Origin of the sequence: Lacticaseibacillus thailandensis DSM 22698 = JCM 13996 (assembly GCF_001312865.1) — a bacterium.
GTDB classification, from domain to species: domain Bacteria; phylum Bacillota; class Bacilli; order Lactobacillales; family Lactobacillaceae; genus Lacticaseibacillus; species Lacticaseibacillus thailandensis.
Map to the genome: position 1 here is coordinate 49,906 of NZ_BBER01000001.1, position 26,833 is coordinate 76,738.

General features: G+C 54.0%; 21 protein-coding genes, 3 tRNA genes and 9 pseudogenes. 26 read left to right on the forward strand and 7 right to left on the reverse strand.

Translation table 11 applies throughout. The annotated features are described in order from the left end of the window. Position 1: 1 nt before the first annotated feature. The 9 genes and pseudogenes from JCM13996_RS00235 to JCM13996_RS00265 all read left to right on the forward strand — a co-directional run bounded on the left by JCM13996_RS00235 (position 2) and on the right by JCM13996_RS00265 (position 7,818). On the forward strand, positions 2-949 hold the full coding sequence (locus JCM13996_RS00235) for a helix-turn-helix domain-containing protein (protein ID WP_054749154.1): 948 nt from the start codon (positions 2-4) through the stop codon (positions 947-949). A 111-nt stretch (positions 950-1,060) separates the two neighbouring features. After that, a pseudogene (gene pgsA, locus JCM13996_RS00240) lies at positions 1,061-1,638 on the forward strand (CDP-diacylglycerol--glycerol-3-phosphate 3-phosphatidyltransferase). Positions 1,639-1,787: 149 nt separating this feature from the next. After that, positions 1,788-3,016: pseudogene (locus JCM13996_RS00245) on the forward strand (competence/damage-inducible protein A). A gap of 101 nt (positions 3,017-3,117) precedes the next feature. Continuing rightward, complete coding sequence (gene recA / locus JCM13996_RS00250) at positions 3,118-4,221, forward strand: recombinase RecA (protein WP_054749155.1); 1,104 nt, start codon at positions 3,118-3,120, stop codon at positions 4,219-4,221. Positions 4,222-4,530: 309 nt separating this feature from the next. Beyond that, positions 4,531-5,172, forward strand: a complete 642-nt coding sequence (locus tag JCM13996_RS13045; protein ID WP_439646443.1) for an Rnase Y domain-containing protein — start codon at positions 4,531-4,533, stop codon at positions 5,170-5,172. Continuing rightward, positions 5,151-5,618, forward strand: a complete 468-nt coding sequence (locus tag JCM13996_RS13050; RefSeq protein WP_439646444.1) for a KH domain-containing protein — start codon at positions 5,151-5,153, stop codon at positions 5,616-5,618. The genes JCM13996_RS13045 and JCM13996_RS13050 overlap by 22 nt, the downstream gene beginning before the upstream one ends. Further along, on the forward strand, positions 5,585-6,100 hold the full coding sequence (locus JCM13996_RS13055; RefSeq protein ID WP_439646445.1) for an HDIG domain-containing metalloprotein: 516 nt from the start codon (positions 5,585-5,587) through the stop codon (positions 6,098-6,100). The genes JCM13996_RS13050 and JCM13996_RS13055 overlap by 34 nt, the downstream gene beginning before the upstream one ends. A gap of 278 nt (positions 6,101-6,378) precedes the next feature. Beyond that, on the forward strand, positions 6,379-7,533 hold the full coding sequence (locus tag JCM13996_RS00260) for a DUF4097 family beta strand repeat-containing protein (protein ID WP_054749156.1): 1,155 nt from the start codon (positions 6,379-6,381) through the stop codon (positions 7,531-7,533). 18 nt (positions 7,534-7,551) lie between these two features. After that, positions 7,552-7,818, forward strand: coding sequence for a hypothetical protein (locus JCM13996_RS00265; protein WP_054749157.1), 267 nt, complete (start codon positions 7,552-7,554; stop codon positions 7,816-7,818). 66 nt (positions 7,819-7,884) lie between these two features. Here the strand turns inward: JCM13996_RS00265 and JCM13996_RS00270 are convergent, their stop codons facing one another. Next, positions 7,885-8,532 (reverse strand): VTT domain-containing protein, encoded by a 648-nt coding sequence (locus JCM13996_RS00270; protein WP_054749158.1) that lies wholly within the window; start codon positions 8,530-8,532, stop codon positions 7,885-7,887. Between the two features lie 113 nt (positions 8,533-8,645). Then, positions 8,646-9,701, reverse strand: a pseudogene (locus JCM13996_RS11315) (NAD(P)/FAD-dependent oxidoreductase). A 228-nt stretch (positions 9,702-9,929) separates the two neighbouring features. On the opposite strand from JCM13996_RS11315, the pseudogene JCM13996_RS00280 reads away from it, so the two are divergent. Then, a pseudogene (locus JCM13996_RS00280) lies at positions 9,930-10,508 on the forward strand (peptidylprolyl isomerase); the annotation flags it as partial. 83 nt (positions 10,509-10,591) lie between these two features. Here JCM13996_RS00280 and JCM13996_RS10235 read toward each other — a convergent pair. Together JCM13996_RS10235 and JCM13996_RS12660 are read right to left on the reverse strand one after the other, a co-directional pair. After that, on the reverse strand, positions 10,592-10,963 hold the full coding sequence (locus JCM13996_RS10235) for a CvfD/Ygs/GSP13 family RNA-binding post-transcriptional regulator (RefSeq protein WP_056968838.1): 372 nt from the start codon (positions 10,961-10,963) through the stop codon (positions 10,592-10,594). Between the two features lie 88 nt (positions 10,964-11,051). Beyond that, positions 11,052-11,698, reverse strand: a pseudogene (locus JCM13996_RS12660) (NAD(P)H-binding protein). Between the two features lie 100 nt (positions 11,699-11,798). On the opposite strand from JCM13996_RS12660, the gene JCM13996_RS00290 reads away from it, so the two are divergent. The 9 genes and pseudogenes from JCM13996_RS00290 (at position 11,799) to JCM13996_RS00335 (ending at position 18,670) form a co-directional block, all read left to right on the forward strand. Then, positions 11,799-11,870, forward strand: a tRNA-Glu gene (locus JCM13996_RS00290). Between the two features lie 4 nt (positions 11,871-11,874). Further along, positions 11,875-11,947: transfer RNA gene (locus JCM13996_RS00295), tRNA-Thr, on the forward strand. 700 nt (positions 11,948-12,647) lie between these two features. Further along, the gene (locus JCM13996_RS00300) at positions 12,648-14,123 is read left to right on the forward strand and encodes a peptide MFS transporter (protein WP_054749160.1); all 1,476 of its coding nucleotides are present in this window, start codon (positions 12,648-12,650) and stop codon (positions 14,121-14,123) included. Between the two features lie 709 nt (positions 14,124-14,832). Further along, on the forward strand, positions 14,833-15,243 hold the full coding sequence (locus tag JCM13996_RS00310; RefSeq protein WP_054749162.1) for a metallophosphoesterase family protein: 411 nt from the start codon (positions 14,833-14,835) through the stop codon (positions 15,241-15,243). Between the two features lie 128 nt (positions 15,244-15,371). Further along, positions 15,372-15,451, forward strand: a tRNA-Tyr gene (locus JCM13996_RS00315). A 264-nt stretch (positions 15,452-15,715) separates the two neighbouring features. Then, positions 15,716-16,477 carry a LysM peptidoglycan-binding domain-containing protein gene (locus JCM13996_RS10675; RefSeq protein ID WP_054749163.1) on the forward strand — a complete coding sequence of 254 codons (762 nt, stop codon included), beginning with the start codon at positions 15,716-15,718 and terminating at the stop codon, positions 16,475-16,477. A 137-nt stretch (positions 16,478-16,614) separates the two neighbouring features. Continuing rightward, positions 16,615-16,953 (forward strand): C40 family peptidase, encoded by a 339-nt coding sequence (locus JCM13996_RS10680; RefSeq protein WP_225353386.1) that lies wholly within the window; start codon positions 16,615-16,617, stop codon positions 16,951-16,953. Positions 16,954-17,150: 197 nt separating this feature from the next. Continuing rightward, positions 17,151-17,953, forward strand: a pseudogene (gene proC / locus JCM13996_RS00330) (pyrroline-5-carboxylate reductase). An 11-nt stretch (positions 17,954-17,964) separates the two neighbouring features. Further along, positions 17,965-18,670 (forward strand): annotated as a pseudogene (locus JCM13996_RS00335) (GntR family transcriptional regulator). A gap of 69 nt (positions 18,671-18,739) precedes the next feature. Here the strand turns inward: JCM13996_RS00335 and JCM13996_RS00340 are convergent. Both JCM13996_RS00340 and JCM13996_RS00345 read right to left on the reverse strand, forming a co-directional pair. Beyond that, entirely contained in the window at positions 18,740-18,970 is a 231-nt protein-coding gene (locus tag JCM13996_RS00340) for a DUF2922 domain-containing protein (RefSeq protein ID WP_054749165.1), read from the reverse strand. A gap of 15 nt (positions 18,971-18,985) precedes the next feature. Then, positions 18,986-19,249: a hypothetical protein gene (locus tag JCM13996_RS00345; protein ID WP_054749166.1), complete on the reverse strand. Its 264-nt coding sequence runs from the start codon at positions 19,247-19,249 to the stop codon at positions 18,986-18,988. Positions 19,250-19,538: 289 nt separating this feature from the next. Here JCM13996_RS00345 and JCM13996_RS00350 point away from each other — a divergent pair, with 289 nt between their 5' ends. The 4 genes from JCM13996_RS00350 (at position 19,539) to JCM13996_RS11335 (ending at position 22,732) form a co-directional block, all read left to right on the forward strand. Then, entirely contained in the window at positions 19,539-20,645 is a 1,107-nt protein-coding gene (locus tag JCM13996_RS00350; protein WP_054749167.1) for a phosphomevalonate kinase, read from the forward strand. Positions 20,646-20,920: 275 nt separating this feature from the next. Continuing rightward, entirely contained in the window at positions 20,921-21,835 is a 915-nt protein-coding gene (galU, locus tag JCM13996_RS00355) for a UTP--glucose-1-phosphate uridylyltransferase GalU (protein WP_054749168.1), read from the forward strand. A 322-nt stretch (positions 21,836-22,157) separates the two neighbouring features. Further along, positions 22,158-22,433 (forward strand): hypothetical protein, encoded by a 276-nt coding sequence (locus JCM13996_RS11330; RefSeq protein WP_225353387.1) that lies wholly within the window; start codon positions 22,158-22,160, stop codon positions 22,431-22,433. Further along, a complete protein-coding gene (locus JCM13996_RS11335; protein WP_225353388.1) occupies positions 22,391-22,732 on the forward strand; it encodes a restriction endonuclease in 342 nt (113 codons plus the stop codon). The genes JCM13996_RS11330 and JCM13996_RS11335 overlap by 43 nt, the downstream gene beginning before the upstream one ends. On the opposite strand, the gene JCM13996_RS00365 is transcribed toward JCM13996_RS11335, so the two are convergent. Continuing rightward, the gene (locus JCM13996_RS00365; protein ID WP_054749169.1) at positions 22,729-22,941 is read right to left on the reverse strand and encodes a hypothetical protein; all 213 of its coding nucleotides are present in this window, start codon (positions 22,939-22,941) and stop codon (positions 22,729-22,731) included. The two genes, JCM13996_RS11335 and JCM13996_RS00365, sit on opposite strands and share 4 nt — an antisense overlap. Positions 22,942-23,155: 214 nt before the next feature. On the opposite strand from JCM13996_RS00365, the pseudogene JCM13996_RS00370 reads away from it, so the two are divergent. From JCM13996_RS00370 to JCM13996_RS00380, 3 genes and pseudogenes are all read left to right on the forward strand, one after another. After that, positions 23,156-24,255 (forward strand): annotated as a pseudogene (locus JCM13996_RS00370) (thiolase family protein); the annotation flags it as partial. A gap of 83 nt (positions 24,256-24,338) precedes the next feature. Beyond that, positions 24,339-25,472: a hydroxymethylglutaryl-coenzyme A reductase family protein gene (locus JCM13996_RS00375; RefSeq protein WP_225353389.1), complete on the forward strand. Its 1,134-nt coding sequence runs from the start codon at positions 24,339-24,341 to the stop codon at positions 25,470-25,472. Between the two features lie 154 nt (positions 25,473-25,626). After that, positions 25,627-26,795: pseudogene (locus JCM13996_RS00380) on the forward strand (hydroxymethylglutaryl-CoA synthase). Positions 26,796-26,833 lie beyond the last annotated feature (38 nt).

Below are 26,833 nucleotides of genomic sequence, written 5' to 3' on the forward strand. Positions count from 1 at the left end.
TATGGACGAGATCGGCCAAAAGCTGCGTGAAGCGCGTCTGGAAAAGGGCTACACACTTGACGATCTGCAGCAGATTACCAAGATTCAGAAACGCTACCTAATCGCGATTGAAGAGGGTCACTTTGATGCCCTGCCAGGGGACTTTTATGTGCGTGCTTTCATCAAGCAGTACGCGCAGGTAGTTGGCCTCGACGCGGAAGCGCTGATGGAGCAGTACCAGCAGGACATTCCGGAGGTTAAGCCCGAAAACGTGGTGCCGAACCCCGAAGATAGTCCGACGCGGACGGCCAATAAGCCGCAAAGTCGCGGGGCCCGGTTACGCCGGTTCCTGCCGCAGATTATTATCGCCCTGGTGGCGGTGGTCATCATTGCGGTTGTTTACGGCTCAACCATTATTTCACAACGGTCGAACGATTCTACGAGTGATATTCCGGTTTCAAAGTCTAGTACTAAGGACGACTCGGACAGCATTGCTTCGAGCAAGAAGAGTAGCCGGAAACAGGCTAGTCGCAAGCGTAGTGCGCAGAGCAGCAGCAAGCAGACCACCAGTAGTAGCTCCAGCAAAACCGTTGCTAAGGGTTCCAGTAAGCAACGGGCAACCAGTAGTGGCAGCAAGTTCAAAATCTCTAAGCCTAGCATCTCTGGTAGCACGCAGAACTTCACGTTGAGCCACTTTCCTAAGAGTGGTAACAAGGTTGTCCTGAAGGCTTCGTCTGGGTCTGCGTGGGTCAGCGTTAGCGTTGCTGGTACCACGACTTGGCAGGGGACGTTGGACTCTGGCAAATCGCACACGGTTCGCTTAGCTAGCGGGACGACGAGCTTCACGGTCAGCACCGGGAACGCGCCGGCCACGACGGTGAAGATCAACGGTAAGAAGGCTGCTATTAAGTCCAGCACGAGCGTTGTGCAGACATTGACCTTTGCACCGAAAAACAGTAGCGCAGAATAGTGAGTGATGGCGTGTGACGCCACGCCACGAATGGTCACGTACCGGCAGTGAGTCGGTACGTGACGTTCTGTTTTACGGCAAAAGCTAAATTTTGTTCTGGGAGGAATACTTGTGAACTTACCAAATAAATTAACCTTGATGCGGATCATCCTGATTCCCATCTTCACTTTGATCTTGGCATTAGGCTGGCCAGTGGGTACGGTGACTTGGCTGGGCACGAAGATTACCGTGAGTGCCATTGTAGCATGATCATCTTCGTGGTGGCGTCGTTGACCGACTTTGCGGACGGGCAGATTGCGCGGCGCAATCACCTCGTGACTAACTTTGGTAAGTTCGCTGATCCGCTGGCTGACAAGCTGCTGGTCATCACGGCCTTCATCTTCCTGGCCGTCCAGGGTAGTGTACCGGCGTGGGCTGTAGCCATCATCTTGTGGCGGGAATTGGCCGTCACCGGCCTGCGTCTGTTGCTGTCCAACGAGGGTGAAGTTTTAGCCGCTGCTTGGCCGGGCAAAATTAAGACGACCACGCAGATGATCGCCATCATCCTGTTGTTGCTGAACAACGTCGGCTTTGCGACGCTAGGAATTCCGTTGGCCCAAATCTTCTTCTACGTGGCGGTCTTCTTCACCCTGTATTCTGGTATCGAGTACTTCTACAAGAACCGGAGCGTCTTTGCGGATAGCTTTTAATAACTGAATATGCATAATCCACGCCATCGTGGCGGCTACTTGGTGCCGTCACGATGGCGTCTTTGTCCCCATGAGTAGGTGCACCAAAAATTGCGGTCCGGTGTGCTAAACTAAAGAAAATTGCGGAATTACTATCCGAGGAGGTAACCATGAACGCAGAATTAATTGCTGTTGGTACGGAAATGTTATTAGGCCAAATTGTGAATACTAACGCAGCATACTTGGCCCGCACGTTGGCACACCTGGGCATTGGCAGTCGCTACCAGCAGGTGGTGGGTGATAACCAGGAACGGTTAGACGGGGCCATCAGCGTGGCTGAGCAGCGCAGTGACACCATTATCTTGATGGGTGGCCTGGGCCCGACGCCTGACGACTTAACCAAACAAACGTTGGCAGCCCATTTAGGGCGGGAGTTAGTGACCGACGCGGCGCACCACGAGAAGTTGGTGGAAATGGCCCGGCGTAAGCAGCAGCCGCTAACCCCGAACAACTTGGTGCAGGCCATGCTACCGGCGGGGGCCACGCCGTTAACGAACCATAACGGTTTGGCGGTCGGGGCCTTCATGGCAGCCAACAACCACCACTACATCTTATTGCCTGGGCCACCCCGTGAGTTCAAGATGATGGTCGATAAGGAATTGGTACCATTACTGGCTGGCCAGCAACACGAGACCCTCGCCAGCGAGACCATGCACTTCTTTGGCCTGGGCGAATCCGCGCTGGTGACGGAAATTGGCGACATTATTGCGGAACAGGGCAACCCCACTGTGGCCCCATACATTGGCAATTATGAAGTTGAGCTCCGATTGACCGCACGCGCGGTGGACGCTGACCAGGCCCAAGCGTTAATTAAACCGATGCGTAGCAACATTTTGCGCCGTATTGGGCAATACTATTACGGCAGCGGTGATGAGTCGCTGGCGGCGCACGTGGTGGCAGCGCTAGCCGCAGCCCACGCGACCATTACGGCGGCCGAGAGTTTGACCGCTGGTGCCTTTCAGGCGGCTCTGGGTGACGTGCCTGGGGCTTCAAAGGTGTTGAACGGCGGCTTTGTCACCTACGCCCCAGGAGCGAAGGAACAGCTCGTGAACGTACCTGGTAGCGTGATCGATCAACATGGCGTCGTTAGTGCAGCCACCGCTAAGGCGATGGCGACGGGCGCCCAACACGCACTCGGGCTGATGTGGGTGTCGGGCTTACGGGCGTCGCGGGTCCCGAACAACTCGAAGGTCATCCGGCTGGGACTGTGTGGATCGGATTAGCCGTGGGCACACAGGTCAGTGCAACGGAATTTCACTTTCAGGGTAGCCGGAACGATGTGCGTGGACGTGCCGTGAAAACGGCCCTGCTAATGGTCCTGCAGGCGCTCCAAAAATAATTTGTTGGTAGGGGAACATTCGTTCGATTTTTGCTTGTAATTGGTGCAACTGACCGGTATGATGGTGGTAGTGATAAAAGCGAAACGAAGGAGGCCGTATTGTGGCTGATAAAGGCGAAACAAAGGAACAGGCGGCCCGTCAGGCAGCATTACAGACGGCGCTGAAAAAGATTGAAAAGAATTTTGGTAAGGGTTCGATTATGCGGATGGGTGATAAGTCTGATACCCGGATTTCCACCGTATCCACGGGCTCACTAGCCCTCGACAACGCCCTGGGTGTGGGCGGCTTTCCTCGTGGACGGATTATTGAAGTGTATGGCCCAGAAAGTTCTGGTAAGACGACCCTGGCACTGCACGCCGTTGCGGAAGTGCAAAAGCAGGGGGGCACGGCAGCTTACATTGACGCTGAAAACGCAATGGATCCGAAGTACGCGACGGCTTTGGGGGTCAACATCGATGACCTGCTATTGTCGCAGCCAGATACCGGTGAACAGGGACTAGAAATTGCGGACGCCCTAGTGTCCAGTGGTGCCATTGACATCCTGGTCATTGACTCCGTGGCGGCCCTGGTTCCACAAGCCGAAATTGACGGCGAAATGGGCGATGCCCATGTTGGGTTGCAAGCGCGGATGATGTCGCAAGCGTTGCGGAAGCTGTCCGGACAGATCAATAAGACCAAGACCATTGCCATCTTCATCAACCAGATTCGTGAGAAGGTCGGCGTGATGTTTGGTAACCCGGAAACCACGCCAGGTGGCCGGGCCCTGAAGTTTTACGCGACGGTGCGCTTGGAAGTCCGGCGCGCTGAACAGATCAAGGAAGACGGTGTCGTGATTGGTAACCGGACCAAGATCAAGGTCGTGAAGAACAAGGTGGCGCCGCCATTCCGGGTGGCTGAAGTGGACATCATGTATGGTCACGGCTTCTCGCAGACGGGTGAAATTGTCGACATGGCGGTCGATAAGGACATCATGCAAAAGAGTGGTTCGTGGTATAGTTACGGCGAGGACCGCATCGGTCAGGGCCGGGAGAAGACCAAAAACTACCTAGATGAGCACCCTGACGTCAAGGATGAGATTCGCCAAAAGGTACGTGCCGCCTACGATATGGACGGCACCGGTGAGAGTGTTGAGGAAGAGACCGAAGAGTTGGCCGGTACCAGTAAGGCCAAGAAAAAGGCGGCTGATCCTGAAACACTGGTCTAGTTTGAAAAATATTTGTTTAGACATGAAAAGCGTTGCTCGTGGAGCAACGCTTTTTTTAGTGGCATAACACGCCATTGTGCTAGCAGAATATTTTTTTTCTTGCTAGTCGGTGGGTGAAGTGTGGGCCTGATGTTATGCGCAAATAGTCGGATAATCAGCTTGGCGAAAGCGCTTTAATTACCGTGGTGGCGCGGTTGGAAAGTTGACACGATTATTAGACAAGGTTAAACTTAATAGCTGTAATAATCTTTAAAAATTTTAAACTAGCATCTGAAATTTGCACAATTATGATGATGCGGAGGTGAAAACGTGAGTTCAGTAACACTGATCGCGATAGCCCTCGCCGCAATCATCGCTTTAGCTATCGGTTTAGCTGCCGGTTATGCATTACGCAAGAACTGGTATGAAACCAAATTAGACCAAGCCACCGGTACGGCGACGGGGATTATCGCAGCTGCTAAGAAAGAAGCAGCTACCCTCAAGAAGGAAAAAGTGCTTGAGGCTAAGGAAGAAACTACCCGTTACCGGACCCAGGTTGAGGACGAATTAAAGGAACGGCGGAGTGAGGTCCAAAAATCCGAGAACCGCCTATTAACTCGTGAAGAAAGCCTGGATAAACGGGACGATACTTTGGACCGGAAGGAACAGAGTTTAACTGACCGTGACAACCATTTGAAGGAACGCGAACAACAGCTGAACGCTCGTGCTGCTAAACTCGATCATAGTGACGAGGAGCAGCGGGCGGAGTTGGAACGCATTGCTGGTTTGTCAGCCGACGAAGCGCGTGATGAAATTATTGCGCACACGAAGGAAGAATTGGCGCACGACCGTGCAGTCATGATTAAGGACAGTGAAGACGAGGCCAAGGCGACCGCTGACCGGACCGCCCATGCCATTATCGCTGATGCTATCCAGATGAGCGCTGCGACGTGGTTTCTGATGCCACCGTGACGGTGGTCAACCTGCCTAATGATGACATGAAGGGCCGGATCATTGGCCGTGAAGGTCGTAACATCCGGACTCTGGAAACGTTGACGGGAATTGACATCATTATTGATGACACGCCAGAAACGGTGGTGCTGTCCGGCTTTGACCCGGTTCGCCGGGAAGTTGCCCGGTTGGCACTGGAGAAATTAATCAAGGATGGTCGGATTCATCCAGCTCGTATTGAAGAGATGGTGGATAAGGCCCGTAAGGAAATTGATGACCAGATTCGTGAATTTGGTGAACAAACTATCTTTGATCTGGGCATTCACAAGATGCATCCAGATTTGATTAAGATTCTCGGTCGGATGCATTATCGGACTAGTTATGGTCAAAACGTGCTGGATCACTCAATTCAAGTAGCCAAGTTGGCGGGAGCATGGCGGCTGAATTGGGTCAGGACGAAGCTTTAGCGAAACGCGCGGGGTTATTACATGATATTGGGAAGGCGTTAGACCACGAGGTTGACGGTTCCCACGTTGAGATCGGCGTCGAAGTGGCTAAGAAGTACCATGAGCCGAAAGTCGTGATCAACACCATTGCTTCACATCACGGGGACACGGAGCCGACTAGCATCATTGCGGTGCTGGTGGCCGCGGCGGATGCCATTTCGGCAGCCCGTCCGGGTGCCCGGAGCGAATCACTTGAACACTACCTTCACCGGTTGGAGAAACTGGAGGAGATTGCCAACGGCTTTAAGGGCGTTGACCACAGTTACGCGATTCAAGCGGGCCGTGAGATTCGGGTCATCGTGTCACCAGACCAACTCAATGACGAACAGTCAGTGGTGTTGGCGCGTGATGTACGGAAGAAAATTGAAGATGAGCTTGAATATCCGGGTCACATTAAGGTTACGGTTATTCGGGAAAAGCGAACTGTTGAGTATGCTAAGTAAGGTCAATGGTTTGGGGAAGGACGTAGTTGCGGCTGCGCCCTTTTTTTACGTTATGTGGGCTTTGTGGCAACTGAGCAAGGAGGTTATGGTGCGATGTGCGTCAGGTGTCGAACCTAGAACGGTCACGCATCAAACTGATTTTGTTCCATTTTGTGGTGACCCAATGAGATAATTCGTCCCACTCCCTCACCCGGTAATCTCGGCCTTAGGACCCATGCGCCCAACATGATGCCATGGCATAATGAACCCAACATCAAGTACAGTTTGGGGGTAGGCGTATGAACGAGCGTGAACGGATTATTGACCTGATTAAGCGCGGCGTCATTTCGAGTGCCGAAGGGTTAACGCTCCTTGAGGACATTGCTAACCAGGGTGGGCCCAAGGAACGCAATGGGCGTGCCATCATGGTTGATTGGCAACGGCGTGGCCTGACTACGGAAACTAAGGTGGCGCGAGTGCACCAGCATGATGCGCAAACGGTCCTGCGTGCGGAACAAACTTACCATATCGCCACTACTTCCACGGATGCCGATACCGATACGGTAGGCAAACGCCCCCTACGGTACTTATTTCGGCGTTCGGTCCGTAACGTGATTGATAATGTGGATTGGCATGACGTGACGCGGCGGTTGCCAGGCGGGCAAAGCCGGCGGGGCACCAAAACGTTCGACTTTGCTGACTGCGCGGCTAGTGTGGTGGCAGTAACCGTTGCCAGTGGCTCGGTGCGTTACCGGACCTGGAATAAAGCGGGTTTTCGTATCACGGCCAACGTACGGGTGTACGGGCGCAGTGATAGCGAGCCGGTGCGGGCCTTACTTGACCACAGTGTAATCCGGGCGGATGCCGATCAGCTGACGTTCAGTGTGGAGGATAAGCGGCTGACGGTCGATCTTGATGTACAGCTCCCTAGGCGCAGTTTTGACCACTTTGACACCCAGGTACTCAACGGTGACGTTGGTTTTGACGATGTGCACGGGCAGGACTTTTACGTGAAGTTAGCAAACGGTAATCTGCGGGCCCATACGCTCAGTGCCAGCATGTTTGAAGTGGAGAACGTGAACGGGGACGTCAGCCTGCGTGGATTACGGGCGCAGGATGCGGTGTTAAGCACTGTCAATGGTGATCTGACCGTCATGGGTACGGTGAACGCGTTGCATTTCCAGACGGTCAACGGGGTGGCCCGGGCCGACTTGCACGCGGCTGCCGAAACTATCGTGGGTGCTTCGGTCAACGGTAACGTATCCGTAAGCTTGCCCCGAACTGCGGCCTTGAGTGGTAACCTACAGACTAAGTTTGGACACGTGGTCGTGCAGGCCCACGGGGTGCCGGACGCCCAGCAGGCCCATCAGGTAGAGTTAAATCGGTCGGGGGAAAAGTCGGGTCGGTTGACTTTAACAACCGGTGCGGGCGATATATTATTGTTTGATAATTAAAGTGGAGGAAAAAGGTTCATGCCAATTATCGGCTGTCTTGCAGCAATTATTATCTTTGTCGTGGTGGCGGCTATTCTCAGCCTGTTTGCCAGTGTTGCCTGGTTCCTGGTCGAGTTTATTGGGCTACCGTTACTAGTGATCGTGCTGATCGTATGGCTGATCACGAGCATCAGTGGTGGGCACCGCCATGGAGGTGGTCCGCGCGGTGGTGGTAATTGGCGTGATGATTACTACGACAAGGCTCCACGCCGTGAAGTGCACAACCTCAACGATGATGATCACTAATTAAAATGACCCTGAGCAATCTGCAACTATGCGGATTACTCAGGGTCATTATTATTGCGGCATAAATTAGTTGGTGGCTTTACGCCGAGCGCCCTTGATGGCCGAGATGACCATGGGTATGAGTGACACCACGATGATGCCGATAACCACCAAGCTGAAATGTTCCTTAACAATAGGGTAGTTGCCAAACCAAAAGCCGGCGGCACAACACAAGGCCACCCAAGCAGCGCCGCCGAGGAAGTTGTACGGCAGGAAACGCCGGTAGGCCATGGTGGAGCTCCCCGCAACAAAGGGGATGAAGGTCCGAATAATCGGCATGAACCGCGCAATGGTAATGGTGAAACCACCCATGCGGTCGAAGAGCCCCTCGGCTTCGTGCAATTTCTCCTCATTGATGAACCGCCCGAAGAACTTGCTGTGTACGGCTGCCCGGCCCAGACGCTTGGCAACGTGGAAGTTGACGGAATCACCCAGCAGGCAAGCGGCGAGGAACAGGAACACGAACAACCAAATATTCAGGTGGTAGACCGAATTGGCGGCGAGTGCGCTTGCGGCGAAGAGCAACGAGTCCCCCGGTAGAAATGGTAGGATGATGGCGCCCGTTTCGATAAAGATGATGACGAACAGGATACCGTACGTCCAACCACCGAATTGGTTGACGATGTTCACCAAGTGGGCATCAATGTGGAGCACGAAATCGATTAAGGTTGACATTTTTTCCTCCCAGAATTGGTACTACCGTCTGATTGTACACGAAATATGGGGACTAAGTGGTTAAGTTTTGGTAAGAGCGCGGCAGGTGGCCGTAAACGGCGCCTAAGTGGTACTTACTTGCCAATGACAGCAGCAGAGTGCGGCGGTTGGCGCAAATCTGGGTGGATGGTCCGTAGTGCGGCATCCACAGCAATAGGAGCTTCCCCAAAGGCGTTGGCAATCAGCTTCACTTTGCCTGGGTACGTGACCACGTCACCGATGGCAAAGATACCGGGCCGAGAAGTTTGGTAAAGGCGGTCCACCGTTACCAGGTTGTGGTCTAAGGCCAGCTCCCACCGCCGCAGCTGCTTGTTGTCACTGGCAAAGCCGTAGTTAACCAGTAGGCGGTCGACGACAAGGTGTTCATGCTCGTCTCCGTGTACTGGACGCAGATCAACGGCCAGTTGGTCATTAGCGGTCAGGCTCAGGCCATCAATGACAAACGGTGTGTGGATGTGGACGCGACTTTGTTTAAGTTGTGCCACGCTGCTTTCCAGACCGCGAAATTGTTGCCGCCGGTGGATGAGGTGGACATCCTGTGCCCGGTCCACGAGGGTCAAGGCCCAGTCAATGGCCGAGTCACCGCCGCCAGCAATGGCAAGGGTTTGGCCGGTGAGTGCCGCCACATCACGGACGGTGTAGATAACGCGCTGGCCGTCCCACTCGGTGGGGTAGTCAACGGCCAGCCGTCGAGGAGCAAACGCCCCCCCACCAGTCGCGATGAGGACGGTCTGGGTAGCAATTGATCCCTGGTTAGTCTGGAGAATGTATCCATGCGGATTGGCTTTGGCCGCGGGAGTATTGGCATCCACTTGGAGCCAGTCGACGACAAGGTCGGTCCCGGTGGCTGGTTGATGCTGTCGACGCGGGTATCCAGGCGAATCTCGGGCTGGAAGTGGTCCATTTGTTGGGCCAGCCGCTGAGTGAGGGCGACGCCGTTGACCCCGTCGATACCAGCGATATCATAAATCATTTTTTTGCGGGTATTGGGTTGCGGGTTGGCCACCCAAGGCGGCGGTACTTTCCACCAGCAGGACGTCCGCGCCGCGCATGCCGGCGTAGAAGGCTGCAAACATACCGGCGGGGCCGCCACCCACAATGGTGATCTCGTATTGATGTAACATGAGCATTTTCCTTTCTATATACCTGACCAGTTTACACACTCTCATTGCCTCATGCCAACTTTCGGTTTATCCCAATGCAGTGATTGTGGCGCTGTACGCGTGACGCTTGTCCACCAGCCACCCCAACTTACGACCCATGGTACTGTGGACTAGTGTGAAACACAGTTTTCGGGTATGATTAACGGGCAACGGTGCGGCACACAGCCAACCGGGAAAGCAGGGGGATATTTTTAAATGACTCTACCACAATTAAACTTAGACAATTATCAGGGACCCATTGCAGAAATGACCACTAACTTCGGGGTGGTGCGCATTGCACTTTTTCCTGAGCAAGCACCTAAAACGGTGGCGAACTTCACGCAGTTGGCCGACCAGGGCTACTACAACGGATTGATTTTTCACTGGGTGATTCCTGATTTTATGGTGCAGGGTGGTGACCCAACCGGTACCGGTATGGGCGGTGAAAGTGTGTACGGTGCACCGTTTGCAGATGAGTTTAGTAATGAACTCTTCAACATTCGTGGGGCGTTGTCAATGGCTAATGCCGGGCCCAACACCAACGGCAGCCAATTCTTTATCGTCCAGAACCAGCACCTGGACCAGCAGTTTGCCAGCCAGATGCGGGCGGCTGGCTATCCGGAAGATATTGCACAGCGCTACCTTCAGGAAGGTGGGACGCCGTGGTTGGATCACCACCACACCGTCTTTGGTCAGGTGATGACCGGCATGGGTGTGATTGACAGCATTGCTGCCGTCAAGACTAACAACGCGGATAAACCACTGGAAGATGTCACTTTGGACCGCGTGGACATCATTAGGCCGATTAATGGTTGCCATACACGAGAAAAGCCACCGCAATTACGCGGTGGCTTTTTGTACGGGTTGGTGCCCGGAAATTATTGCTGGTCGAGGTGGCGGAGCGCTTCACGCACCCAACCATCCAGCCGGTCGTCAATGGGCTTAAACCCGTTGTGCACCTTCCGACTAGTCCAGTAATGTTTACGGCGCCGGTGCTCGCTGAGCGGGCCCGGATTTTGTAATGCGCGCAGCGACAGGCTGATCTTACCGCTGTACTCATCGATGTCTAGAATAATGACTTCTAGTTGTTCACCAATGTGAAACATGTCATCCAGGCCCTTCACGAAGCCGTGGCGACATTCGGAAATGTGGATCAGTCCCTGTGTGTGTGGGTCGAGCGCAATAAATACGCCGTACGCTTGAATACCGGTAACCTTACCCGTGACGATATCGCCAATTCGATAGTCCATAGGTTACACTTCATTTCCTGATTATTCCGTATCAGTATAACCTACAACGGTAGTAAAAGCATAGTCATCACCTGATAAAATCTTTGGGTTAAGCATCATCACGGGCGGTAAACCGGGCCTGCTGGTGTTGCGGGTGTTCAATTTCATCCATGAGGGCTAGGGCTAAGTTACCAGTAGTCAGGTGGGACCGGCCCTGAGTGTCGACGAGCAAAGTATCCTTGCCCGCTACGTACTTAGTGGCCGGCCCTGGCTCAAAGGTCATGGCGGGGGAAATTCCGACCCAATCAACATTGTCGACGTGACGCAAGAAGTCCAACTCGGCAGCTTGCTGGCGTGGCGTGTTGATGATCCCCGCGAGCTCCGGATTTTGTTCCATGCGGTTGAGCACGGTCCCGCCGTCAGGATGCTGCAGACTACCAGCACCCAAAATAAAGGCGACCCGCGTGGTGGTGATGTTCCGTAGCTGCGCCACTAAGTGTGTAGCCAGGTCGACGTGCAGATAGGCGTGGTCAGGCTGGTGCTAAAGGCGTCGATAATCACGTCAAAACGGGTAAGTACCGGTGCCATGAGGGTAAAGGCGTCAGCTTTGACAATCCGGGCGTTAGTGTTGTCACCCAGGACGGTGGCCCGTTCCGGGTGACGGACGAACCCAGTGACCTCGTGGCCGCGACGTTCGGCCTCGTGGACTAGTGCGGTACCAGCGTGACCGGTGGCACCAATAATAGCAATACGCATAGTAATGAATCTCCCTTCGAGAAACTTTTTGACCAAAATGTGGGTTAGGGGGCTGGACAACTGCGCAACGACCCCGTATAATCTATTTTGTTGCTTAGATGGCCCGTTGGTCAAGTGGTTAAGACACCGCCCTTTCACGGCGGTAACATGGGTTCAAATCCCGTACGGGTCATGATGCCATCTTAGCTCAGTCGGTAGAGCATCTCCCTCGTAAAGAGAAGGTCGCTGGTTCGATTCCAGTAGATGGCATTTTGGGAGTTTTCCTCAGTTACATTGAAGGGCAAAAGGCTGATTTAACAGCGTTTTGCCCTTTTTGTTTTACCCTCAATTACCCCCAATTCAAAGCAACTGATACCAAATTGATACCAAAAAAAGCATGAAGACTAAGTGGAGCGAAACTTTACTGGATGCGTGCGGTTTGAGTCGGCGTTCATGATTCATTGTGCCTTTCCGAGTGGTACTGATCGGTCGTGACGTAGTGCCGGGTAGTGGATAGTTAATAGCAAACTCCGGAGCAAGTTTCAGGGCAAATGGTGACGACGGGTCCGCACAGCTCGTCAGGTGAGCAGCCAATGAGCGTTTATGAGCAGGGAGCGGAGGGTACTTAATATAGTGAGACCACTGTCATTGGGATTACGTGTTTACCACTCGTTAGCAATTGTTCGCCCATGCTAGACGCACGACCAGGTATCGCCCGTGTGCCGGCATGTGCCAGTTATTCTATACATTGAATATACATAACTACGCAATGTAAATGTCGCTAGCCATTAACACTTAGCTAACGTTAATTTAACCCAATTTCATCACTAACTCACGGTGCTCTCCTAAAACACTGTAAGATGTAATATTTATTTGTGTGCATTTTTATAAGAGTATAAAATGTTTTCATTCGCTATCTGAATTTAAAGCCGGCTGCAGCCGGAGCACTAAGTATTGGAGGAATCACACCTTGAGCAAAAGCAAGCGAGATGTTGACCATGCTTTCTTTGGTCAACCGCGTGGCTTGGCCACGCTAACATTTACCGAATTCTGGGAACGATTCAGTTATTACGGGATGCGTGCCATCCTGCTGTACTACATGATTGCTTCTTTGGAACACGGCGGTTTAGCCATGAACGCCGTTCTGGCCGCTTCCATTGTGTCGATCTATGGCTCCCTGGTGTACATGAGTAGTGTACTGGGTGGCTTTGTGGCTGACCGCATTTGGGGTGGCCATCGGACCGTGTTCATTGGTGGTATTTTCATCATGTTTGGGCACATTGCCCTGGCGGTGCCCGCGGGGGTACCGGCGCTGATCATCGCCATTATCCTGATCGTGATCGGGACGGGGATGTTGAAACCCAACATTTCCGAAATGGTCGGTGGCCTCTATAGCAAGGACGATATGCGCCGTGATAGTGGTTTTAGCCTGCTGGTCATGGGGATCAACCTGGGGAGCTTCCTCTCACCGATCATAGTCGGTTGGCTCGGACAGGAAGTTAATTACCACTTGGGCTTTTCCATTGCGGCCTTTGGGATGTTCTTGGGCCTGATCATCTACATTATTGATGGTAACAAGTATCTTAACAAAGAAGACTTTCAAGCACCCGACCCGATCACGCGTGCAGAAATGCGGCCACTAGTGTGGAAAATTGTGGGTATCGTGGTAGCGCTGGTTGTCATTCTTGTCGTCATGGGACTGACGGGGACGCTGACTGGTAACGGGGTGGTCAACCTGATCACGCTGATTGCCATCCTGATTCCTATTTGGTACTTTATCACCATCATCCGTAGCCCTAAGGTGACGAAGGTTGAACGTTCCCGGGTGGTTTCGTACATTCCGTTGTTCATCGCGGCTGTCTTCTTCTGGGCCATTGAGGAACAGGGTTCCACGGTCTTGGCACTATTTGCCCAGAACCAGACCCAACTGACGCTGGGTGGCTTTCATATTCCGGCTAGCTGGTTCCAGAGCCTGAACCCGCTGTTCATCGTGCTGTACACGCCGTTCTTTGCTTGGTTGTGGGTGCACATGGGTAAAAAGCAGCCCAGCAGCCCGAAAAAGTACGTGTATGGGCTGGTCTTTGCTGGCCTGAGCTACTTTGCGATGATGCTGCCTGTCGGTTTGTTCGGGACCCACGTGCGGGTATCACCGTTGTGGTTGGTGCTGTCTTGGGCCATCGTCGAAATCGCCGAAATGCTGATTTCACCGGTTGGCTTGTCCGTGACGACTAAGTTAGCGCCGAAAGCCTTCAAGTCACAGATGATGAGTATGTGGTTCTTGGCCGATTCAGCCGCCCAGGCAATTAACGCGCAAGTCGTAAAGCTGTACACGGGGCACACCGAATTCTGGTACTTTGCCGGTATCGGGATTGCCTCAATCGTGTTGGCGGTTCTCTTGTTGTTCATCACGCCGCGGGTTGAGCGGTTAATGGCCGGGGTCAACTAGGCACAACTGGTTAGTAATCAATTGGTCAACTTAACGCAAAGTTAGTCTGGTCGGGCATCCACACGTGGATGCCCGATTTTTTTTGGCCGACGGATATCAGGAGATGATTGGACACAGCTACTGGCTGGCGGTGTTCGATAACGTTGAGGGCATTCGCTATTGGTCTGCTGTGCTCACGTGATTGTGGCGTTGGATAAGGGTGGCACGGCTTTGACCAAACGTTTAATATTGGGTTTGTGAAAGCGTATAATTACTTCCGTGAGCAATTATTGATTAGGGTAGGGTGAGGCGCGTGCGTATCGCGATTAGTTCTGACAACCATCTTGATATTAATCACGTCAACGCTGAAGACATCTTGGGTCCCCAGGCGCGGTATTTACGTGAGCTTGGCGTAGCTTTATACGTGAATACGGGTGATACATACAACGATTTTCGGAAAACGCGAAAATATTTTCATGCTTTACAGGAGGTCTTGGGCCCCAGCACTGACGTGCGTTTTTTTGGCGGGGAACCATGACATGCTGCGCGGGGCAAATTATGCCACTATTCAGGGACTGCAGGATCCACTCTACCTGCACGAGCGGTCCTTTGTCCCGCCCGCGTCTCCAGAAACGGTCATCGTGGGGAACAATGGTTGGTATGACTACAGCTTCGTGGGGACTACCGCTACGGACAACCCGGATTACTACTGGCACTGGAAAAAGGCATTTTGGTCGACAGCACCATTGACCAACCCGGCAGTGACCAGGAGCGCATGCAGCGGGAGTTGGAATACATGCGTATTTTCCTACGGGCTCATGCCCACACCGGCCAAAAGATTCTGTTTGTGAGTCACTTTGTGCCCGAAGTGCAGCTGTTACCACCGGCCATGTTACAGGATCCCCGCGGGGCCAAGTTGGCCGCGATGTTAGGGAGCCAGCGTATGGGCGACTTGTTGCAAGAGTTTCATGTGGACGCGGCCGCTTATGGGCACTGGCACCGCCGGGATCAACCCCGCACGGTGGGGACAACTACCTTTTATCACTGCCCAGTAGGCTACGGAACGCAGCGTCGTGCTGAATGGACATCGCCATATTTTATGACCGAGTGGCGTAATACGCTCACAGTGATTGATTTGTAGGGGCTAAAGGTTAAGATTGCCTGGTGCGGCCACAAAAATGCGTATTGGCGTTGACACTGCCTTAAGGAATTCGTTAGAATGTTTTTGTTCCTTGTTAAGTTGTTAATTTGTTAGTTGCATAGATGTTTGGGGGATTAGCGAAGTGGCTAAACGCGACGGTCTGTAAAACCGTTCCTTCGGGTTCCTAGGTTCGAATCTAGATCCCCCATGACGACGTTGAGCGCCGGTACGCGACCATGTATCGGCGCTTTCGGCCCCTGTGCCGCGGCTTGACCGCGTCGTTAAGAAGGTGACGGCGTCATGAAACTATCACAGTTGCAACAATGTTTAGAAACATGTGACGTTAGTGTAATTTTTCGCCCGGGGGTCTGTAACATTGCTGTAACCTGGCCGCGTTATGATGGCCATAATCGTTAAAGAGTAAATATTGTTTTTTTTAAAAGTTGTACAAGTATCTAGGAGGACATAATTTATGACAAAAAGTCACAGCGTCAAGAAGAACTTGCTCTCAGTTGCCACCCTTAGCGCACTGGGTCTCACTGCCTTTGGTGCCGCCAACGTTGGTAAGACCGAGCACGTTTCCGCTGCCACTGACAAAACGTACACGGTCAAGAGTGGTGACACCCTGGGCCAAATTGCGGCTAGTCAGCACACCACGGTGAAGAAGTTGGCCGATGCGAACAAGATTGCTAACCCTAACTTCATCCTTACGGGACAGTCATTACAGTTGGCGTCAGCCGCAACAACCGTGACGGACACGGCAGCTAAAGGTACATATACGGTTAAAGCCGGGGATACTTTGTCCGCCATTGCACGGGCTAATGGTGTGAGTGTTGCGCAGTTGGTCGCAGCTAACCACATTAGCAATCCGAACTTCATTTTGGTGGGTCAGCAATTGCAACTGGCTGCTACGAGTACGGCGGCTAGTTCCGCTAGCTCCGCGACCAGCAGTGCTGCTTCTAGTGCGACTAGTGTTGCGCCAAGCAGTGCGGCTTCTGCGGTTACCAGTAGTGCTGCACCAAGCAGCGCCACGCCAAGTAGCGCTACAACTAACGATGTGGTAGCTTCATCCGCCACTGCTTCTAGTGCAGCGGCTTCTAGCGCCGCGGCAGGTTCTGCTGCCGCATCCGTCGCTGCTGCCAGCTCCGCTGCCGCTTCATCAGCTGCAGCTAGTCAGCTGCTGCGACGACGCCATCTTCTGCTGCCACTAGCAGCGCCGCTACTACCCAGGTAGCTACTAGTTCCGCTGCTTCTTCTGCCGCACCGACCAGCACGGCTGCAAAGCAGACTGCGGCAACGACCACGGCTACCACAACAGCAACTACGACCAGTTCTTCTAGTCGTGCTGCTAAGGTTCAGGCTGTGATCAACGTGGCCGAGCAGGAATTGGGTGTACCATACGTTTGGGGTGGCAAGTCACCAGCAGGCTTTGACTGCTCTGGCCTGGTTTACTACGCCTTTGAACATGGTGCTGGTATCAACGTCGGCAGTTACACTGTTGCCCAGGAAGGTGCCGGTACGCGGGTATCACTTAGTCAGTTACAGCCAGGGGACATCGTCTTCTGGGGTGCCGCTGGTGCTACTTACCATGATGCCATTTACATTGGCAACAACCAGTACATTGCTGCGCCGCAAACTGGTGATGTCGTTAAGATTCAGACGATCAGCAGTTACTTCCAGCCAAGCTTTGGTGTTCACGTTAACATGTAATTTCTGTACGTTACGTACGCAAAGGGTACGCTTTCTTCGCGAAAGTGTACCCTTTTTGGTATGGTCGGCATATGCGTATCAGTGTGGTGGTGTGAATCATTGCAATCGGTGCACCGAGCGTTGACAGCGGGGTGGGTTTTCGCTAATCTAAGAATAATTGGTCTAGGCATGGTTGCCTGGGTGGGAGGAATTGCAATATGCAGATTGGGTTTATAGGCGTGGGTAACATGGCCCGCGCAATTATTGATGGTTTGTTAGCTACCAAGGCGGTGGCAGGCACCGACCTACACGTACATAGCGGACACCTTGAACATTATCAGGCGTACGCAGACAAGATTGGCGCGCATATCGCGCCTGATAACGCGACCGTAGTGGCCGACAGCGACGTGGTTTTTCTCGCAGTTAAACCGCAGATCACGCCTGACGTTTTGACGGAAATCAGTGGCACGTTTGCCAGCAGGCCGGCATACTTAGTTTCTATGGTTTCAGGGTTTGACCTAGCCGCGCTAGGGGCGCACCTCACGGCTAGTCAACCAATTTTGCGGATCATGCCGAACCTGAACGTAGCGATCGCTGCGGGCATGACGGCGTACGCACCTAATGCGGCTGCCAGCGTGGATGACCAGACTAAGGCGGTGATTGGGCTACTCGCACAGATTGGCGGCACCGTCGCTTTGCCAGAGGCCGATTTTGCGACCTTCGTGGGCCTGGCGGGATCATCACCAGCCTTTGTGTACCAGTTTATTGACGCGATGGCCAGTGTGGGCGTAAAGTACGGCCTGAGTAAAAAAAAGTGGCGGTCCAAATCGCCGCACAGGCGGTTGCTGGTAGTGCCCAGCTGGTCTTGAATCGTGATGCATCACCAGCAGATTTGGCGGACGCGGTAGCCAGCCCTGGCGGCACCACTATTCGCGGCATGCTGGCCATGCAGGCAGCGGGCTTCCAGAACGCCGTTGTGGCGGGTTTGGATGCAACGATTGCGATGGACAAAGGCGAATAGGAGTTTAGGTAATGCAGTCACCAGTTTATATTCAGATTCATAACCGGATCAAAAAAAAGACATTGAAAATGGTCGTTGGCAGGTTGGCGACCGGATTCCCGCCGAGCGGGAATTAGCCGTCACGTTTTCGGTTTCCCGGATGACTTTGCGACAGGCCGTGCAGACCCTAGTCGACGAGGGTATCCTCGAGCGGCGTGTGGGGGCGGGCACGTTTGTTGCCAGTCAGAAGGTGCAGGAGCGGATGAGCGGTGTCACCGGATTTACTGACATTATGTTGGCCCAGGCAAGCGTCCCTCCAGCCGGACGGTCAGTTATCACATCACTAACCCGTCACTGTCGGAAGTTGAACAGTTACACCTACAGGATGGGCAGCAAGTTCTCCGTATGGAACGGGTACGGTACGGCGACGAGGTCCCCATTTGTTTTGAGGTCGCGGCCGTGCCGGTCGACCTGGTGCAGAACTTCAACAAATCGGAAATTACGCGGTCTTTATACCACGTCTTAGAAGCCAAAGGCGGCTACAAGTTGGGCGGGGCCCAACAGAAAGTGTCCGCGGTTGTCGCTAGCGAGCGCATTGCTAAGTATCTAGACGTTAAGCGTGGGGATGCTATCCTGCGTTTACGCCAGGTATCATTTCTGGCGGATGGGCGCCCGTTTGAATACGTGCGGACCCAGTATGTTGGCAGTCGGTTTGAGTTCGTTTTGGACCGTAAGTAATACAGCAAACGCCAAAAACGCCCTGACCAGTTGGTCAGGGCGTTCCTGTTCTATTTGGTGCGTGACCGGTTAGGCAGTAGCGTCAGCAGTCCAGATATCCTGACTGGTGGTGTCAATCATGCGGGCGGAGACGGGGGTGGCATACTGCTTGACCCCGTCCCGGTAAAACTGATCGGCGTCAATCAGGGCGGTCATGAACTTCTGGGCAACGTCCGGGGTGAGGTCACCGGAGTAAGCGGACAACCGCAACGTCTTGGTCTTGTTGGCCGCGGTTTTAAAGGTTAACGATAGACTACGCATGCATTATTCCTCCTGTTATTGGGTGGGCTGGTCGGTGGTTTGGTCATCGCCTTGGGTGGCAGGGGCGTCCGCGGTAATGGCGGATTCGACGGTGGTGCTGATATCGGTTAAATCCAGGTCGGGGTACAGCGTGGCAAAGGCGGTGCCTAGCGTGCTGAGTGCAGCCGTGTCGGCGTTCTCGGCCAGGTAGTCGATACGATGGCTAATGGGTTTGGCTTCAGCGTCCTGGGGGTTGGTGAACGTGAAAGTCACGCTCGCATTACTAAAAGTTTGTGGCATGTTTGGTACTCCTTTGTTGTTAGTAACGGGGGCTAACCACTGCCATTTCGGGGTGGTTGCTAATCCCGTGATTTTTTTTGTAAGCGCTGGCCAGCTCCTTACGCCACTATAAATGTCGAGGCCGCCGGAAGTGTGCGCGTTGCAAAAAAAAGTACTCCATGTTAGAATAGTGCAGTATGTCTGTCTTTAAGGAATTGATAAATCAAGGCAGTGTGAATTCCAAAGTGCCACGAGTGGTCTATACTGGCGACCGTGAGTACATATCTGATATTTGTGGGGGTAACTGGTAGTGATTGAAGCAAAGGCGCCGGGTAAGCTGTACATTGCGGGGGAATACGCAGTGGTGGAAACGGGTCATCCGGCCATCGTCGTAGCCATTAACCAGTTTGTAACCGTGTCAGTTAGCGCGACTACGGGTTACGGGAGTATCGTATCGAAACAGTACCAAGAAAATTCAATTTATTGGCAGCGGGTTGGCGACGAAATCGTCTTCGATGACCGTGATAACCCGTTCCATTACATCCTGTCGGCCATTCGGTTGACGGAAAAATACGCCCGCGAGATGGGGCACCCGTTGGCGCTGTACGACCTGAAAGTTGATTCGGACCTTGATTCTGAGGACGGCAAAAAGTATGGTTTGGGTAGCTCTGCGGCCGTGACCGTGGCAACCGTGAAGGCGTTGAACGAGTTTTACGGCTTGCATATGACGGCAGATCAGTTATACAAGCTCTCAGCCATTGCGCACCTGGATGTGCAGGGTAACGGGTCACTAGGCGACATCGCTGCCTCCGTGTATGGTGGCTGGGTTGCGTACCGTTCTTTCGATAAGCAGTGGCTGGCTGCCGCGCGTAGGCAGCACACAATCACGGAGTTGTTGAATCGGGATTGGCCGCAGCTGGATATTGAGTTGTTGACGGCGCCAGCGAACATGGAGCTGTTGATTGGCTGGACGGGTTCGCCCGCCTCGACGGCCCACCTGGTTGACCGCATCGCGGACTCGCAGACCACGACCAATAAGGAAACGGATTACCAAAATTTCTTGCATCAAAGTGATGCCATTCTGGAACGGATTATTGCGGGTTTTCGTGCTGGTGATTTGGAAGCAATTCAGCAGGGTATCCGTGATAATCAGGATGCGTTGAACTACCTGACCCAGTTCTCTGGGGTCGAAATTGAGACGCCGGCGTTACTACAGCTGCGCAAAATTGCTGAGCAGTACGGGGGGGCAGCAAAGTCCTCCGGTGCTGGTGGTGGTGATTGCGGAATTGCGTTAATTGACCGCGCTGCGGACGTAAAGCCGCTGTTAGCGGCCTGGACGGCTGTGGGCATTGAACCCTTGCCGTTGTCGGTCCACGAATCAGATCCGCACCAAGTTGCGCAACACAGTGTGCGTTAAGGTGATATTTGGTTAGTCGTGCTCATCAGGAGCGCGACTTTTTTTTCTGAATCCACCATAAATTCCTACGTCAATCAAGGCGAGGGGCGATGGACGTGATGGCGCACCATCTATGCGTTGCTGGCTGTATGGCGGGGCCTACATGTGGGATGAAAGCATGAAACCTAGGTCGTGGTGGTGATGATTTGTTGAAGGACCTTGTTTTCATCTGGGTCAATCGAGTATGATTAAATTATCAAATCGTTTTCATCATGGCGTACATAAGGAGAGTAGACATGCAAAAAGTTCGTAAAGCAATTATTCCGGCAGCGGGTCTGGGCACACGGTTTCTGCCGGCAACCAAGGCATTAGCCAAGGAAATGCTGCCCATTGTGGACAAGCCAACCATTCAGTTTATCGTCGAAGAGGCTAAGGCTTCTGGTATTGAGGATATTCTGATTGTTGAAGGCAAGCAGAAGCGGTCCATTGAAGACCACTTCGACTCCGCTCCAGAACTGGAACAGAACTTGGCTGCTAAGCACAAGGATCGTCTGCTGGAGATGGTGAAGTCCACCACGGACATTGGGGTTAACTTGTTCTTTGTCCGTCAGCCTTACCCGAACGGCTTGGGTGACGCTGTGCGTTTGGCCAAGTCCTTTGTTGCGGATGAACCCTTTGTCGTTATGCTCGGTGATGACCTGATGGACGACAAGGTGCCGTTGACCAAGCAGTTGATCAACGAGTACGAAACCACCCACAGTTCCATTCTGGCCGTTAAGCGGGTGCCGCACGAAGAGGTTTCTGCCTATGGTGTGATCGACCCGAGTGATGAAGTCAAGCCGGGGCTGTTCAATGTCAGCCGGTTCGTGGAGAAGCCGGCCGTTGAGGATGCACCGAGTGACTTGGCCATTATTGGTCGTTACCTACTGACACCAGAAATTTTTGGCATCCTGGACAACCTCAAGCCTGGTAAGGGTGGCGAAATTCAGCTGACTGATGCCATCGACAAGCTGAACGAGACACAGCGGGTCTTTGCCCACGAATTTACCGGTGACCGGTACGATGTGGGTAACAAGTTTGGTTTCGTCCAGACGACCATTGAGTACGGTTTGACCCACCCCGAAGTGAAGGACAAACTGCGTCCTTACCTGGAAGCGCTGGGCAAGCGGCTGGTAGCTGAAGACCAGGGCAACAAGGGTACTAAGAAGTAAGTTTGATGATAAGTTAAAAGCCGCAACGTCCTGCACTCTTTTGGGTGAAAGGCGGTGCGGCTTTTTGTATGCCCAGGCGTTCAGAAATTGGTGGGTAACGGATATCAGCAGTGCAGGCTGTGCTTGGCTGCGTAAGAGCAATTGGTGACAGCGATACTTTTGTTGCGTACAGCGCGACGAAGAAAGGTGGCATCCTGCGGTTAGGGCTCAGCAACTGTGCTCAGCGGCCCCGATTTGGTTAGTGAAACCGTTAAATTCACGTGTGTCCATGGTCGTGCGGCCCGCATTCTGCTAACCTTATACAGGAAACGAGGTAAGGACGATGGTAGGATTTTTCAAACGGCTCTACCGCCGTTTAGTCCAATTGTTATGGGTGCTCATGGTTGTGGCGCTGGTGTATAGCCTGTGGGCTCGGGACGTGGTGCCGAAAGCCTGGCACGGATTTTGCGACCCGGTCGCGTTTGTGGTGATCTGTTTATTTACGGTCAGCGTTGGGGTCTGGATCTTCTGGCACCATTTTCGCTTCCGGGACATCACCATGCGCGGGTTGACGCCATGGACGGCCTGGAATTCGAAAATTTTTGTGCGTACCTATTGAAGCGTAACGGCTACAGTCGCATTCAGCAAACCAAGAGCAGTGGTGACCAGGGGGTGGACGTCATTGCTACCAAGAAGGGCATCAAGTTTGGGGTGCAGTGCAAACGGTACAACGGCTTTGTTGGTAATCACGCCGTACAGGAGGTTTGGAGCGGCAAGGAGTACTACCAGTTGGACCAGGCAGTGGTCCTAACGAACAGCACGTTCTCTGACGCGGCCAACGACTTGGCGACCCAGCTCGGTGTGACCCTAATTGATCGTGAAGGTTTACGTAAAATGATGAAACGCCTGCCCAGCTAGTGTAAGACGATGGCGTGGTCGGCAAAGGCAAAGCCGAATACTGGTACGGTCTGGTCCCCTTGTTGTGCGTACACCATCCGGCGCCGCATTGCGGGGTCGTGGGTTAACATAATGAGTTCCCAGCGTTTGAGTGCGTGAGCAGGTGCAGGCGCGGTCGTTAAGACGATGCGGTCCGGTTGGTCGGGGTCAATTGGGGCGACGCCGGTCACGCGCAGGGCTGATCGTCAGTGCGTAACCAAACGGGGCTATTTTTGTCGACGTCGGCCATGAGGGCTAATAAGTCGATGACTCGCATGGTGGTTTCCTCCTGAGTAGAACCTTAAGGCTTTGCTAAGGTGCAGCCTGTAGGGTTCATTGTTTGCTAAAATGGTATGCACGTCAATATTATAAGTAAAAACGAATAAGAGTGAATGGTGGGAGACAATGACAGAAGTTGTAATTGCGGGCGCGGTGCGTACGCCCATTGGTAAAATTGGTGGGGCCCTGGCCAGCAAGAGCGCCGTTGAGTTAGGCGTGATTGCGGCCCAGGCAGCGATGCAACGGGCCGGCGTGCAACCGGAACAGGTCCAGCGGGCCATTTTCGGTAACGTGTACCAGGCCAATGGTGGTCAAAACGTGGCTCGCCAGATTGCATTAAACAGCGGGCTGCCCGAGCGGAGTACTGCCATGACCGTTAACGAAGTGTGTGGGTCGGGTCTGCAGGCAATTCATCTCGGCTTTGCGGCGATCCAGATGGGCGAGGCGGACGTTGTATTAGTTGGTGGCACCGAAAGCATGAGTAACGTCCCGTTTTACCTGCCGCAAATGCGCTGGGGTCATGTGTTGGGTGATGGCCAACTGACGGACGGGTTACTCAAAGACGGCCTGTTGGACGCCTTTTCCGGTCAGCATATGGGCATCACCGCGGAGAACGTCGCCGCTCAGTACCACGTCAGTCGTGAGCAACAGGACGAGTTCGCCCTCAAATCACATCAAAAGGCGGTGGCCGCACAAGCCGCGGGTCGCTTTGATGCTGAGATTATTCCCGTGACCGTGCACCAGAAGCAGGGTGACGTGGTGGTGGCCCAGGACCAGGCACCACGGCCTGACACCAGTCTAGCGAAGTTAGCCCACCTGCGTCCAGCATTCAAGCAGGGCGGTACCGTAACAGCGGGTAATGCTAGTGGCTTGAATGACGGGGCCTCGGCCATGTTGTTGATGAGCAAAGCGACGGCGCAACGCCTAGGTGTTGCTTATCAGGCGATTATTGATGACTTTGCCGAAGTCGGTGTGGACCCACAACTAATGGGTTACGCGCCAAAGTACGTGGTGGAACAGCTGGTGCAGCGTGCAGGTGTGGCGGTGAACGACATTGACCGCTACGAAATTAACGAAGCCTTTGCGGCCCAGAGCGTGGCTGTGGTGCGCGATTTGGGCGTGGATGCTGATCGGGTCAACGTGAATGGTGGCGCGGTGGCGCTCGGCCACCCGCTGGGCGACTCAGGAGCCGCATCGTCACAACCCTTATTTACGCGTTGCAGCAGGCTACTAAGACTACGGGTATTGCGGCGCTCTGTATTGGCGGCGGCCTCGGCCTGGGCTTGCGCCTGCACCGTGAGGTTGACTAATGCGGAAGTTCTATCAGTTGACCCGTGCAGAACGGGTCCAGGCATTGGTTGACGCGGGACTATTGAGTACCGCAGACGCACACTTATTATTGGCGGATGCGCCGTTACCCCAGGCAACGGCTGAACACCTGACTGAAAACCAGATTGGGCAGTTTCCTCTGCCCATGGGGTTAGTGCGCGGGCTACGCGTCAACGGGTTGACGCACGACGTTGCCCTCGTCGGCGAGGAGCCGAGCGTTGTGGCGGCCGCGAACAACGGGGCCCGCATGGCCCGGGCTGGTGGTGGTGTGACGGTGCAGGTACCACCGCACCGCGTGGCGGCTGAGGTGGTCTTTGCGGATCTGGCCGAGCCTGAAGCGGCGGTGCGGCTCATTGAGGCGCAGGTCGCAGATATCAAGGCTGCAGCGGCTGCGGCCCATCCGTCCATTGTCCGGCGGGGTGGTGGCTTGCAGGCTGTGCACGTACAGCAGCGCCAACAGTTCGTCAAGGTAACGTTGGTAGTCGATCCTCAGCAAGCCATGGGCGCTAACATTGTTAATACGATTGCAGAGCGGGTCGGTAGGTTACTCGGCAGTTGGTTACACCAGCCCCCGCTGATCAGTATTTTGAGCAACTACAGCGATGATGCTGTGATTGCCACGGTGGCCATTCCGGTCAACGCGGTGGCGACGCGGCACGCTGACGGCGCTACGGTCGCGCGGCTGATTGCCCGCACCAGCGACTTTGCCATGATCGATATCGACCGGGCGACCACCAATAATAAGGGTGTTATGAACGGTATTGCGGCGGCGACCATTGCGCTGGGTAACGATTATCGCGCGGTTGAAGCCGGTGCGCACGCCTACGCCGCACGTTCAGGCCGCTACCTGCCGTTGACGCAGTGGCGGGTTGCAGATGATACGCTGCACGGCAAAATCGCGGTGCCGTTACAGTTAGGCGTGGTTGGCGGTGCCGTCGGCGCGTTACACCGGGCCGGTTTGGCTCAGCGCTTGGCGGGAATCAAGACGGTCGCCGACGCCCAGGCATTGCTTGCTGCTTTAGGGTTGGTACAAAATCTCGCTGCCGTTCGTGCACTGGTGGGTCCGGGTATTCAGGCTGGCCACATGCACTTGCAGGCTGGTGCCTGGCCGTAGCGGCGGGCGCCACCGGGGACGAGGTAGCGCGCTTGACGCAGCAATTACAGGCGGGTGACAAGACGCTGGCGCGGGCCCAACACTTGTTGGCGCTGATGCGACAGGAGCGGCACTAAAGTAGGGTAGTAAGAAGCAAAGAAGAGGAGTGCATACCATGAAGATTGGAATTGACCGTTTGGGCTTGTACAGCCCGCACTACTACGTTGACCTCAAGGAACTGGCGGAAGCCGCGGGGTGGACCCGAACAAGTTCATCATCGGGATTGGTCAAAGCGAACAGGCCGTGGCGCCTAGCAGTGAAGATGTGGTGACGATGGGTGCTAATGCGGCGAGCGAGTTCATTGACGATGTCGATATCAGCAAAATCGGTTTGGTGGTGTTGGGGACTGAGACCGGTATTGATGCCAGCAAGTCTGGAGCCGTGATTATTCAGCGGCTCTTGGGTCTGCCAGCTTGGCTGCGGACCTACGAAATTAAGCAGGCGTGCTACGGGGGCACGGCTGGATTGATGATGGCACGTGACTACGTGGCGGCACACCCTGATAGGACCGCTTTGGTCATTGCTGCTGACATTGCGCGCTACGGGCTCAATAGTGGTGGTGAAGTGACCCAGGGTGCGGGCGCTGTGGCCATGCTGATCAGCACGGACCCGGCCATCATGACCATCAACGATGACTCCGTGGTGATGAGTCGTGACATCATGGACTTCTGGCGGCCAGTGTACACCGACTTGGCGTTGGCCAAAGGCAAGTATTCAACCGAACAGTATATCCAGTTCTTTGCGGATGTTTGGGCACGGTACCGTGAGCAGACTGGGGCCACACTTGACGACTTTAAGGCCGTCAACTTCCACCTACCGTACACCAAGATGGGACTCAAGGCATTGCGGACGGCGCTACCCGAGGTCAGTGCAGCGAAACAGCAGGCACTGTTGGCTGCTTACCAGCAGTCGACCATTTACAGCCGGCGTATCGGCAATATCTACACTGGCTCCCTGTACTTAGGCTTATTGAGCTTGCTGGAAAATGACGCGGACGTACAGGCGGGCGACCGGTTGGGGATGTTCTCGTATGGCTCTGGCGCCGTGGGTGAATTCTTCAGTGGCGTGTTGCAGGAAGGCTTTGAGCGGTTCCTACAGGCTAATACCCACCGTCAGTACCTGGATGACCGCCAGCGGTTATCGGTCGCCGAGTACGAGCAGGTGTTTAACAACAAGGTGCCGTACGCCGCTGATGATTATCAAAGTGACCCGCGGTACTTCAGCGGGCGCTTCATCCTGACCGGAGTGCAGGCACAAGAACGGCAGTACCAAGAAAACAAATAATTCAGTTAATGGGGCGCAACATTTGAATTTGATGTTGC